We start from the raw sequence: 11,553 nt of genomic DNA, 5'->3' as shown, positions 1-11,553 counted from the left end.
CTCCGTCTCCGACGTCGTCGACCGGCTCTCCGCGGCGGTCGGCCTGCCGTCCGTGGCGGCCGGCGTTGCCGCGGCCGTCCGGACCGGTACGGCCGCCGCGGCCCCCGGGTTCGGCGCGGTCCAGGAGGACACGGTCGGGCTCGCCCGCGCGGCGTGGGTCGACGCCGTGACCGCCGGGCTGCCGCGTCGGTGGGGCCGCGACGTCGCCGACCGGGTCGCCTCGACCGCGGAGCTGCGGCTCGCGGTGACCGACGCTCTCACGCAGCTCGCGGTGTCCACCCGGCGCTCCGCCCTCTCGCTGTGGCTCCTGATCGGCGCCGTGGTGCTCGCGGGCGCCGCCGTGCTCGTCGCGTCGGTCGCCGTCGGGTCGCTCGTCGGCGGGACGCGGTCGAACATCTGGGCGCCCGTCGCGGCGATCGTCCTGGTCGTCCTCGCCGTCGCGGCCGCCATCGGGTCCGTCGCCGCGCGGCGGTCCGCGGCACGGAGGCGGTCCGAGCAGGTGCTGCAGGACGGTCGAGCCGCGCTCGAGAACGTGGCGCGCGCCCGCCTCGCCGTGCCCACCGAGGCCGTGCTGGCGGAGCACCGCACCGTGCGCGAGCTGATCGCGGCCGCCCGCGGCTGAGGCCGACCCACCGGACAGCGGCGCTCGGGGCGGTCGATCGGCCTGAGGCCCGACCCGTCGGCGTGGCACTCCGCGAGCCGCCCACAGCCCCCGCCGGCGACGCGGCCGTCCACGAGCCCGAGGCTTCGGCCGTCGTCCCACCCCGTGCCCGCGCAGCCTGGTCGCACGAGCCCCGCACCCGCCGGGGCGCACCGCACTGGAGGCATCGCATGAGCACGCAGTCCCTGGATCTGACCGTGGTGGGGTGGATCGGCACCGAGCCGCGCATCTTCCACGAGAGCGACGGCGGCGTCCCGTACGCGACGTTCCGGCTGGGCAGCACGCGCCGCTGGTTCGACAAGGGCGAGGGCGTCTGGCGCGACGCGCAGACCGAGTGGTTCCACGTGAAGGCGTTCCGCACCATGGCGATCAACGCCGCCCGCTCCCTGCGCAAGGGTGACCCGGTGATCGTGCAGGGCACCCTCTCGACCGAGGAGTGGGCCGGTCCCGAGGGTCCGCGCACCACGCTCGTGCTCGACGCGATCGCGCTCGGTCCCAACCTGGCGTTCGGCAGCAGCCACTTCGCGCGGACGGTGAGCTCGGTCGCGGCGCCGGGCTCCGACGACGGCGTCGCGGACGTCTCGGGGCTCGAGGTGCTCCCGGACGACGAGGGGGCGGGGCTGGCCCCCACCGACGAGCCCGAGCCCGAGCCCGAGCCCGAGCTCGCGCTGGCCGCGGCCGGGTGATCGCCTAGGCTGGGGCACCGGCGACCCGGCGACGCGGTAGGTCGGACCGCGCGCACGCGTGCAGCGCGGTCGGCCCGCCGTCGCCGGTGTGCCGGTCAGCAGTGCCCCGAGCCAGGTCAGCGCCGGGGCGACCCCCACGATCACCGAGGCGGACGAAGAGCCAGTGGCTGAGTTCATCTACTCCATGTACAAGACGCGCAAGGCGCACGGCGACAAGGTCATCCTCGACGACGTCACCCTGAACTTCCTGCCGGGCGCCAAGATCGGCGTCGTCGGCCCCAACGGTGCCGGCAAGTCGACGATCCTCAAGATCATGGCCGGCCTCGACCAGCCGTCGAACGGCGAGGCGCGGCTGAGCCCGGGCTACACGGTGGGCATCCTGCAGCAGGAGCCGCCGCTGAACGAGGCGAAGACGGTGCTGGGCAACGTCGAGGAGGGCGTCGCCGAGATCAAGGGCAAGCTCGACCGCTACAACGAGATCTCGGCGCTGATGGCCGAGCCCGACGCCGACTTCGACGCGCTGCTCGCGGAGATGGGCGTGCTCCAGGAGGCGATCGACGCCGCCGACGCGTGGGACCTCGACGCCCAGCTCGAGCAGGCGATGGACGCCCTGCGCTGCCCGCCGGCGGACGCCGACGTCACGGTGCTGTCCGGTGGCGAGCGCCGCCGTGTCGCCCTGTGCAAGCTGCTCCTCGAGAAGCCCGACCTGCTGCTCCTCGACGAGCCCACCAACCACCTCGACGCCGAGAGCGTGCTGTGGCTGGAGGCGCACCTCAAGGACTACCCGGGCGCCATCCTGGCCGTCACCCACGACCGGTACTTCCTCGACCACGTCGCGGAGTGGATCTGCGAGGTCGACCGCGGCCGCCTGTACCCGTACGAGGGCAACTACTCGACGTACCTCGAGAAGAAGGGCGAGCGGCTCGCGATCCAGGGCAAGAAGGACCTGAAGCTCGCCAAGCGCCTCAAGGACGAGCTCGAGTGGGTGCGGTCCAACGCCAAGGGCCGCCAGACCAAGTCGAAGTCGCGCCTGGCGCGCTACGAGGAGATGGCCGCGGAGGCGGACCGCACGAGGAAGCTGGACTTCGAGGAGATCCAGATCCCGCCGGGCCCGCGTCTGGGCTCGATCGTGCTCGAGGCGAAGGACCTGGAGAAGGGCTTCGACGGGCGCGTGCTCATCGACGGCCTGAGCTTCACGCTCCCGCGCAACGGCATCGTCGGGGTCATCGGTCCGAACGGCGTCGGCAAGACCACGCTGTTCAAGACGATCGTGGGGCTCGAGCCGCTGGACAAGGGCGAGCTCAAGGTGGGCGAGACCGTGTCGATCTCCTACGTCGACCAGTCGCGCGGTGGCATCGACCCGAAGAAGACCCTGTTCGAGGTGGTCTCGGACGGGCTCGACTTCCTCAAGGTGGGCAACGTCGAGATGCCGTCGCGGGCGTACGTCGCCGCGTTCGGGTTCAAGGGTCCGGACCAGCAGAAGCCCGCCGGCGTGCTGTCGGGTGGCGAGCGCAACCGGCTCAACCTCGCGCTGACGCTCAAGCAGGGCGGCAACCTGCTGCTGCTCGACGAGCCGACCAACGACCTGGACGTCGAGACGCTGGGCTCGCTGGAGAACGCCCTGCTCGAGTTCCCCGGCTGCGCCGTCGTGGTCTCCCACGACCGGTGGTTCCTCGACCGGGTGGCGACGCACATCCTGGCCTACGAGGGCACCGAGGAGAACCCGGCGAACTGGTACTGGTTCGAGGGCAACTTCGCCTCGTACGAGGAGAACAAGGTCGCCAGGCTTGGGGCCGACGCCGCCCGGCCGCACCGCGTGACGTACCGCAAGCTGCGCCGCGACTGAGCCGACCGCCGCGGGCTGACCGGAGGACGGTCGCCCGCGCGCTCGGCCCGCTCGGGTCCGACGACGGCCGCCTCGCACCTCGTGTGCCGGGCGGCCGTCGTCGTCCTCGACGCGCGCGACCGGGCCTTCTGCTGCACGATCGGTCGGGCCGGTGGGAGGATGCCCGACCGGCCCGCGCTCGGCGTCCGTGCGCGGACCTGCGCAGATACGCTCGCTACGACGTGAGAGAGGCGGTGCGGCGATGGAGCACGACGAGCTCGTCGGCGCGCTGCTCGCGCTGCGCAGCCACGTCGCCGACCTGCGCCTCCCGCTCGAGACGACGACGGCCGCGGCCGCCCGCGCGGACCGCACGCGGGTCCTCGACCAGCTCGACGACTACCTGCTGCCTCGCCTGCGCGACCCGGGCGCCCCGGTCCTCGTGGTCGTCGGGGGGTCCACGGGGGCCGGCAAGTCGACGGTCGTGAACTCGCTGGTCGGCACCGAGGTCAGCCCGTCCGGAGTGCTGCGGCCGACCACCCGCTGGCCCGTCCTGGTGCACCACCCGCTGGACGTGCGCTGGTTCAGCTCGGACCGCGTGCTGCCGTCGCTCACGCGGGCCGACTCCGCCGAGGAGGGGCGCCTCGCGGGTGCCCGGCCCGGGCTGCGGCTCGTGGCCTCCGACGCCCTGCCGGTCGGCCTCGCGCTGCTGGACGCGCCGGACGTGGACTCCGTCGAGGAGGGCAACCGCATCCTCGCCGCCCAGCTGCTGGGCGCCGCGGACGTCTGGCTGTTCATCACCACGGCCGCGCGGTACGCCGACGCGGTCCCGTGGGAGCTGCTGGCCGACGCGGCCCGCCGAGGCACGCACCTCGCGCTCGTGCTCGACCGGGTGGACGTCGGCGCCGAGACGGCGGTCGGGGACCACCTGCGGCAGATGCTCGACGAGGCCGGCCTCGGGTCCGCGACGGTCCTCGTCGTCCCGGAGGTGGAGCTCGAGGACGGTCTGCTGCCGGAGTCGGCGGTGGGTCCCATCGCGGACTTCCTCACCACCACCGCGACCGACCCGCAGGCCCGCGCCACGGCGCTGGCGGAGACGTGGGACGGCGCCGTGGCGGACGTGTCCCGGCGCGCGCTGGACCTCGCGACGGCGGCGGACGACCAGCGGGCGGCGGACGGGCGGTTGCGCGGGGCGGTCACGGCCGCGTACGCGACGGCGGCCGCCCAGGTGGCCCACGCGACGTCCGACGGTTCGCTGCTGCGGGGCGAGGTGCTGGCGCGCTGGCAGGACGTCGTCGGCACGAGCGAGTGGTTCCGGTCCATGGAGCAGGGCGTCTCGCGGCTGCGCGACCGCGTCGTGGGCTTCGTGCGCGGGCGCCRGCCGGCCGAGCCGGCGCTCGTCGAGGCGGTGGCCCACGGGCTGTCGGCTGTCATCCAGGACGCCGCCGAGGAGGCCGCCGAGAGCGCCCACGCCACATGGCGGCACGACCCCGCCGGGCTCGCGCTGCTCGACGGGCTGGCGCTGTCCCGCGCCTCGGGCGACCTGCGCACGCGGACCGCGGAGCAGGTGCGTGCGTGGCAGGGCGACGTGCTCGCGCTGGTCGAGACGGAGGGCGCCGGGCGCCGGACGGCGGCGCGGGCGTTCTCGTACGGGGTCAACGGGCTCGGTGCGGTGCTCATGGTCGCGGTGTTCGCGTCGACGGGTGGGCTCACCGGCGCCGAGGTGGGCATCGTCGGAGGGACGGTCCTGCTCGCGCAGCGCGTGCTCGAGGCGGTGTTCGGGGACGAGGCGGTCCGCCGGCTCACGCAGGAGGCCCACGAGCGGCTCGCCGCCCGCACCGAGGCGCTGCTCGACGAGGAGTCGGCGCGGTTCACGCGCCAGCTGGACGCGACGGGCGCGGCCGCTCGCGACGGCGACGACCTGCGCGCGGCGGCCGCGCGGGTGCGGTCGGCCATGGCGGCCCGACCTGCGGCGACGGTCTGGGGCACCGCCGGCGAGCTCGCGGGTGGCCGCGGGAACCTGCGGGGCACCGGCGCGGTCGAGCGGGCGGCGCACGCCGCGGTCGCCGGACCGGAGGAGCCGGCGCGGAGCCACTGGTGGAGCCGCTGGCTCCGGGGGACCGGATGAGCCGGAGCGTCTCGCCCACGAGCCTGCGCGACCGGGTCGCCTCGCTCGACGAGGCCGTCGGGCTGGCTCGCGGACGGCTGCCCGACGCCGCGCTGGAGGCACCGGCGGCGGTGGTCGCCCGGGCGCGGGACCGCGCGGCCCTGTCCGGCGAGTACACGGTCGTCGCGCTGGCGGGCGCGACCGGGTCGGGCAAGTCGTCGCTGCTCAACGCCCTCGCGGAGGCACGGGTCGCGGAGCCCGGCGTGCGCCGGCCGACCACCGGCCGGCCGGTCGCCGTGATCGTTCCGGAGCGGTCCGGGACCGCCGACGTGCACGGCGCCGACGAGCTCCTCGACTGGCTCGACGTCCAGGAGCGGCACGTCGCGAGCAGCCGCGCGCTGCAGGCGTCGGCCACCGGCCTGGTCCTGCTCGACCTGCCCGACCACGACTCCGTGGTGACCGAGCACCGTGCGATCGCCGAGCGCCTCTACGAGCGCGTCGACCTGCTCGTCTGGGTGGTCGACCCGCAGAAGTACGCCGACGCCGCCCTGCACGCGCGCTACCTGCGCGGGCTGGCCGACCACGCGAGCGTCGTCGTGCTGGTGCTCAACCAGGCCGACCGGCTGGACGTCGCGGAGCAGCGGGCGATGGTGGCCGACCTGCAGCGGCTGGCCGCCGACGACGGGCTCGCCGCGTCGCCGGTGCTGGCCGTGAGCGCGTCGACCGGCGCCGGCGTCACCGAGCTGCGCGACCTGCTCGCGCGCGCGGCCCAGCGCCGGCTCGCGGCGACCGAGCGGGTCACCGGCGACGTCCGGCTGGCGGCCCGGGCGTTGGTGGAGGCCTGCGGTCGACCGCCCGACACGCGCCGCGAGGTCGGTGCGGCGGCGGCGCTGGTGGGGGCCTGGGAGGCGGCGGCGGGCATCGACGAGGTCGCGGACGCCGTGCGCCGGTCGACCCGCCGGTCGGCGCGGGCCGCGACCGGCTGGCCCGTGACGCGCTGGGTCGCGCGGCTGCGCCCGGACCCGCTGCGCCGGCTGGGCCTGGGACGCGAGCGCGCCAAGGCGGGCCAGGAGGACCTGGCGCGGTCGTCTCGGTCCGCACCCGCCGCCGGCGAGCGCGCTGCCGCGGTGAGCGCGGTCCGCACCTACGTGGACGCGGCGTCGGCGGGCGCGCCCGACGACTGGGTGCTGGCCGCGCGGTCCCGCGCCGCCGAGGTGGACCTCGACGACGTGCTCGACCGGACCGTGGTCCGGGTGCCCGTCGCGGACGCGCGCGTGCCGGTGACGTGGCGGCTCCTCGCCCTCGTGCAGTGGCTCCTGCTGGCCGTGGCCGTGGCGGGGCTGCTCTGGCTCGTCGGCCTGGCGGCCCTCGGCTGGCTGCGGCTGCCGGCGCCCGAGACCCCGATGTGGTGGGGGCTCCCCGCGCCGACGCTCCTCCTGCTCGCGGGAGTGGCCGCGGGTCTGCTCGTGGCCGGCGTCGGGTGGGTGCTCGGCGCGCTCGGGGGGCGGCGGCGTGCCGCGAAGGCTCGTCGCCGGCTGGGTGCCTCGGTGGCGCTCGCGGTGAACGACCACGTCATCGGCCCGGTCGCCGCCGAGATGGACGCGCTGGCCCGCTGCCGGGCCGCCGCGTCGAAGGCCGCGGCCTGACGGACGGGCGATGCGGGCGACCGCCTGGCGGTCGGCGTCGGAGGCGGTGGCCGGCCGCTCCTAGGATCGTCGGCATGACCCGCCTCGAGGTTCCCGTCCAGCTGCGCTGGTCGGACATGGACGCCTACCAGCACGTCAACAACGTCGAGATGCTCCGGCTGCTCGAGGAGGCGCGGATCGAGGCGTTCTGGAGCCACCCCGCGGCGCCCGACGGCACCCGCGTCGAGAGCGCGTGGCCCACCGCCGTGCTCGACGCCGGCCCGGGGGCGGAGCTGTCGACGCTCGTCGCGCGGCAGGAGATCGAGTACCTCAGGCCGCTGGGCTACCGCCGGACCCCGGTGATCGTCGAGATGTGGATCGGGCACCTCGGCGGGGCGAGCCTCGACGTCTGCTACGAGGTGCGGGACGCGGGGGAGCCCGGCCCGGACCGCGTGACCTACGCGCGCGCTCTCACGACGCTCGTGCTGGTCGACGCCGTGACCGGGGCGCCGCGCCGCATCGACCCCGCCGGCCGCGAGGCGTGGGGCGCCTACGTGGAGGACCCGGTCGTCATCCGGCGGCGGCGCTGACGCCGGCGTCCCGACCGCTCGTCGGCCGCCGGTCGGTGCGCGCCCGCTCCGCCGTCTCGGCCGCGCGGGCGATGTTGCGCTGCATGCCCCCGAACACCACGCCGTGGAACGGGTACACCGACCACCAGTAGAGCTGGCCGAGCAGACCCTTGGGGTGGAACAGGGCGCGCTGCGCGAAGACCGTCGGCGCCGCGTCGGGCGCGTCCCCGCCCGGTTCCACACGCAGCTCCAGCCAGGCCAGGCCCGGCACCCGCATCTCGGCCCGCAGCCGCAGGAGCCGGCCCTCCTCGATGGCCTCGACGCGCCAGAAGTCGACCGCGTCGTCCACCAGGAGCAACCGGGGGTCGCGACGACCGCGGCGCAGCCCCGGCCCGCCGACCAGCCGGTCGGCGAGCCCGCGGATCCGCCACGCGAGGCCCCACGAGTACCAGCCGTGCTCGCCGCCGACCGCCTCGAGCACCCGCCAGAGGGAGGCGGGCGACGCGTCGACGGTGACCTGGCGCTCGTCGACGAACAACGAGCCGCCCGCCCAGTCGGGGTCGCTGGGCAGCGGGTCGCTGGGTGCGCCCGGGATCGCCGCCGACGACCACCGGGTGGCGACGGCGGCGTCCTGCACCCGCTGCAGCGCGAGCCGGACGGCCCGGTCGAACCCGATGAGGCCGCCCGGCGGGTCGGGGACGAGCGCGGCGATGTCGTGCTCGTCGCACACGACCTCGTGCACCAGGGACTCGACGAGCGGCCGGGCGAGGCCGGACGGCACCGGCGTCACCAACGAGACCCACAGGCTGGACAGGCGCGGGGTGAGCACGCCGACCCCGACGATGATCCGCCGGGGGAGCCCGGCGGCCTTCGCGTAGCGCTGCATCATGTCGCGGTACGTCAGGACGTCGGGGCCGCCGATGTCGAAGCCCCGGCTGACCTCGGCGGGCATCGCCGCCGAGCCGACGAGGTAGCGCAGCACGTCGCGGATCGCGATGGGCTGGATCCGGTTCTCCACCCAGCGCGGGACCGTCATCGCCGGCAGCCGCTCGGTGAGGTACCGCATCATCTCGAAGGACGCCGACCCGGAGCCGAGGATGACCGCGGCGCGCAGCACCGTCGTCGGCACGCCGGAGGCGAGCAGGATCTCGCCCACCTCGGTGCGCGAGGCCAGGTGCGGCGAGAGCTCCTCGCCCTCGGGATAGAGCCCGCCGAGGTACACGATGCGCCCGACGCCGGCCTCGCGGGCCGCCTGCGCGAATGTCAGGGCGGTGTGCCGGTCCGTCGACTCGAAGCTCCTCCCGGAGCCGAGCGAGTGGATCAGGTAGTAGGCGACGTCGGCGCCCTCGAGCGCGGCACGGATCTGCGCCGGCTCGTCGGCGTCCGCCGCGGCGACCTCGACGTCGGCGTACCAGGGGTGACCCCGGAGGCGGTCGGGGTTCCGGGCGATCGCCCGGACGCGGTAGCCGGCCGCCAGCAGCTCCGGGACCAGCCGCCCGCCGACGTACCCGGTGACGCCGGTGACCGCGACGAGCGGCGCGTCGGGGCGCGGGTGGCCGTCCGGGCCGAGTCCCGGGACGAGCCCGTCGAGCGTGTCGGCGACGGGTTCGGGCAGCAGGTCGTCCGGGGCGGTAGCCATCTGGGAAGTCTGCGGTCACCTGCCCGACCTCGCACCCGGTCGCGCCGGATCCTCAGCCGGGGCTCAGCAGAGCGAGCGTCTCCCGCTCGGCGACGGCCTGCGAGCGGGTCGGCCGGATGGTCTGCCCGCGCTCCCAGAGGTCGATGATCCGAGGGTCGATGTACGACGCCCGGCACACGGCCGGGGTGTTCCCCAGCTCCTCGGCGACCGCGCGGACGACGTCCGTGACGACCCGTCGGCGCGCCCGCTCGGACGTCGGCGGGGCGCCGGCGTCGGCGAGCCCGCGCGCGGCCAGCACCGTCGCGTGCCACGTGCGGAAGTCCTTCGGGGTCGCCTCGTCGCCCAGCTGCCGCTTGACGTAGGCCCCCACGTCCGCGCTGGTCACGTCGTGCCAGCCGCCGTCGTCGTCGCGCCACGCCAGGAGCTCCTCGCCGTCGTCCCGGCGGCGCGTCAGGGTGCGCACCGTGGTGGCGACGACATCGTCCTCCACGACCGTGTCCCGCACCTGACCCGACTTGGCGGGGAAGTTCAGGTGCACGCGGCCGGGGTCCCCGTCGTGCTCGGGAGCCAGGACGCGGACGTGCGAGCGCAGCAGCGTGGCGAGCCCGTAGGACCCGTGCTGGAGCGCGTACCCCTCGCCGCCCACCCGCAGGTACGCGAGGTCGAGCAGCCGGAACGCGAGCGCGAGGACCTTCTCGCGAGGCATGCCCTCCAGCGCCAGGTCCGCGCGGACCCGGCGCCGGGCGGCCGGCAGCCGGCGGGCGATGTCGAGCACCCGGTCGTGCTTGAGCCGACCCCGGCGCAGTGTCCACTGCTGGTGGTAGAGGTACTGCCGCCGCTCGGCGTCGTCGAGCCCCGCGGCCTGGATGTGCCCGTTGGGCCACGGGCTGATCCACACGTCACGCCACGCGGGCGGGATCGCGAGCGTGGTGATCCGCTCCAGGTGCTCCTCGTCGACGATGCGGACCTTGTCGAGGTCGAGGTAGACGAACCCCCGGCCGGCGCGGCGTCGCGACCAACCGGGGGCGTCGATGCGGACGCGGCGCAGGCGGACCATGCCGGAAGTGTCGCCCGGAGCGGCCCGGGCCGCGCGCGGAACGTCAGTCCGGGAAGCGGACCATGCCCTCCTGGGCGACGGACGCGACGAGCGTGCCGTCACGGGTGAACACGCGTGCGGCGCCGAGGCCGCGACCGCCCTGGGCGCTCGGCGTCGACTGCACGTACAGGAGCCAGTCGTCCACCCGTACGTCGCGGTGCCACCACATGGCGTGGTCCAGGCTGGCGATCGACAGGCCGCGGGTCACCCACGACCGGCCGGCCCGGCGAAGGATCGGCTCGAGCATCACCTGGTCGCACGCGTACGCGAGCAGCGCGCGGTGCAGCAGCTGGTCGTCGGGCAGCGGTCCCCGCGACCGGAACCACACGGCCTGCTGGCCGGTCGCCTCGCGGGGCGGGCCCAGGTAGATCGCGCCGTCGACGTGCCGGACGTCGAACGCGGCCTCCTGGGTCCAGAACTTGGCGACGGGGTGGTCGATCCCGCCGAGCAGGTCGAGCGCGGACGGCACGTCCTCCGGTCCCGGGATGCCGGTCGGCATCGGGTCGGCGTAGTCGAGCCCGGGCTGCTGCTCCTGGAACGACGCGATCATCGACAGGATCGCCTCGCCGCCCTGCAGCGCATGCGTCCGGCGGGCGGTGAACGAGCGGCCGTCGCGCAGCCGCTCGACGGCGAAGGTGATGGGCTCGCGCGCGTCCCCGGCCCGCAGGAAGTAGCCGTGCAACGAGTGCGGCAGGCGGCCCTCGGGGACCGTCCGGCCCGCGGCGAGCAACGACTGGGCGAGCACCTGACCACCGAACACGCGGCCGCTGGGCTGCGGCAGGCTCCGCCCCGTGAAGACGTCCGGCGCCGCCGGGTCGTCCGCCAGCCGCAGGATGTCGAGGACGGGAGCGGTCGGGTCGGGCTCGGTCGTCATGGACGGCAGCGTCTCATGACGGACGCGTCCGGGTCGGTGTCCGGGAGGCGTGATGTCCGTCGCAGCCGCAGGTCAGTCGTCGAACGTGTTGATCATCGAGTACGCGGCACGCTCCAGGTAGTCCCAGAGCTGCGCGTGGTGCATCGGCGCGAGGCCCAGGCTGTCGACGGCCGCGCGCATGTGCAGCAGCCACCGGTCGCGCGCGTCCGGGTTCACCTTGAAGGGCGCGTGCCGCATGCGCAGCCGCGGGTGCCCGCGCTCGTCGGAGTAGGTGGTCGGACCGCCCCAGTACTGCTCGAGGAACAGGGTCAGCCGCTCGGCGGCGGGTCCGAGGTCCTGCTCGGGGTACATCGGGCGCAGCACCGGGTCGTCGGCGACGCCGCGGTAGAACTCGTCGACCAGGGCCACGAACGTGTCGTGCCCGCCGATCGCCGCATAGAAGGAGTCGGATCTCACGCGGCCATCCTCACACGC

Annotated in this window: 9 protein-coding genes and 1 pseudogene; 6 read left to right on the top strand and 4 right to left on the bottom strand. The window is 75.4% G+C overall.

The window, feature by feature from the left end:
• The 6 genes and pseudogenes from AC1DT4_RS17235 to AC1DT4_RS17210 all read left to right on the top strand — a co-directional run.
• Positions 1 to 622 (top strand): annotated as a pseudogene (locus AC1DT4_RS17235) (GTPase); the annotation flags it as partial.
• A gap of 209 nt (positions 623 to 831) precedes the next feature.
• Positions 832 to 1,347 (top strand): single-stranded DNA-binding protein, encoded by a 516-nt coding sequence (locus tag AC1DT4_RS17230; RefSeq protein WP_477091009.1) that lies wholly within the window; start codon positions 832 to 834, stop codon positions 1,345 to 1,347.
• Positions 1,348 to 1,510: 163 nt separating this feature from the next.
• Positions 1,511 to 3,193: an energy-dependent translational throttle protein EttA gene (gene ettA, locus AC1DT4_RS17225; RefSeq protein WP_456825936.1), complete on the top strand. Its 1,683-nt coding sequence runs from the start codon at positions 1,511 to 1,513 to the stop codon at positions 3,191 to 3,193.
• Between the two features lie 241 nt (positions 3,194 to 3,434).
• The gene (locus tag AC1DT4_RS17220; protein WP_477091008.1) at positions 3,435 to 5,297 is read left to right on the top strand and encodes a dynamin family protein; all 1,863 of its coding nucleotides are present in this window, start codon (positions 3,435 to 3,437) and stop codon (positions 5,295 to 5,297) included.
• Positions 5,294 to 6,922, top strand: coding sequence for a dynamin family protein (locus AC1DT4_RS17215; protein WP_477091007.1), 1,629 nt, complete (start codon positions 5,294 to 5,296; stop codon positions 6,920 to 6,922). The genes AC1DT4_RS17220 and AC1DT4_RS17215 overlap by 4 nt, the downstream gene beginning before the upstream one ends.
• 74 nt (positions 6,923 to 6,996) lie before the next feature.
• On the top strand, positions 6,997 to 7,491 hold the full coding sequence (locus AC1DT4_RS17210) for an acyl-CoA thioesterase (protein WP_477091006.1): 495 nt from the start codon (positions 6,997 to 6,999) through the stop codon (positions 7,489 to 7,491).
• Here the strand turns inward: AC1DT4_RS17210 and AC1DT4_RS17205 are convergent.
• From AC1DT4_RS17205 to AC1DT4_RS17190, 4 genes are all read right to left on the bottom strand, one after another.
• Positions 7,472 to 9,109 (bottom strand): SDR family oxidoreductase, encoded by a 1,638-nt coding sequence (locus AC1DT4_RS17205; protein WP_477091005.1) that lies wholly within the window; start codon positions 9,107 to 9,109, stop codon positions 7,472 to 7,474. The two genes, AC1DT4_RS17210 and AC1DT4_RS17205, sit on opposite strands and share 20 nt — an antisense overlap.
• Positions 9,110 to 9,161: 52 nt before the next feature.
• Positions 9,162 to 10,166: a DNA topoisomerase IB gene (locus AC1DT4_RS17200; protein ID WP_477091004.1), complete on the bottom strand. Its 1,005-nt coding sequence runs from the start codon at positions 10,164 to 10,166 to the stop codon at positions 9,162 to 9,164.
• Positions 10,167 to 10,209: 43 nt separating this feature from the next.
• Entirely contained in the window at positions 10,210 to 11,079 is an 870-nt protein-coding gene (locus AC1DT4_RS17195) for an acyl-CoA thioesterase (RefSeq protein WP_477091003.1), read from the bottom strand.
• 72 nt (positions 11,080 to 11,151) lie between these two features.
• Complete coding sequence (locus AC1DT4_RS17190) at positions 11,152 to 11,535, bottom strand: globin (RefSeq protein ID WP_477091002.1); 384 nt, start codon at positions 11,533 to 11,535, stop codon at positions 11,152 to 11,154.
• Positions 11,536 to 11,553: the final 18 nt, after the last annotated feature.

Source organism: Cellulomonas sp. P4_D11 (assembly GCF_056401915.1).
Note: the sequence above shows the minus strand (reverse complement) of the source record. Positions and strands in the feature narration are given on the sequence as shown.

Bases quoted from the DNA above. Each gene is read 5' to 3' on its own strand.
- AC1DT4_RS17195 (WP_477091003.1), bottom strand. From the start codon at position 11,079: ATGACGACCGAGCCCGACCCGACCGCTCCCGTCCTCGACATCCTGCGG.
- AC1DT4_RS17230 (WP_477091009.1), top strand. From the start codon at position 832: ATGAGCACGCAGTCCCTGGATCTGACCGTGGTGGGGTGGATCGGCACC.
- AC1DT4_RS17200 (WP_477091004.1), bottom strand. From the start codon at position 10,166: ATGGTCCGCCTGCGCCGCGTCCGCATCGACGCCCCCGGTTGGTCGCGA.
- AC1DT4_RS17215 (WP_477091007.1), top strand. From the start codon at position 5,294: ATGAGCCGGAGCGTCTCGCCCACGAGCCTGCGCGACCGGGTCGCCTCG.
- AC1DT4_RS17205 (WP_477091005.1), bottom strand. From the start codon at position 9,109: ATGGCTACCGCCCCGGACGACCTGCTGCCCGAACCCGTCGCCGACACG.
- AC1DT4_RS17210 (WP_477091006.1), top strand. From the start codon at position 6,997: ATGACCCGCCTCGAGGTTCCCGTCCAGCTGCGCTGGTCGGACATGGAC.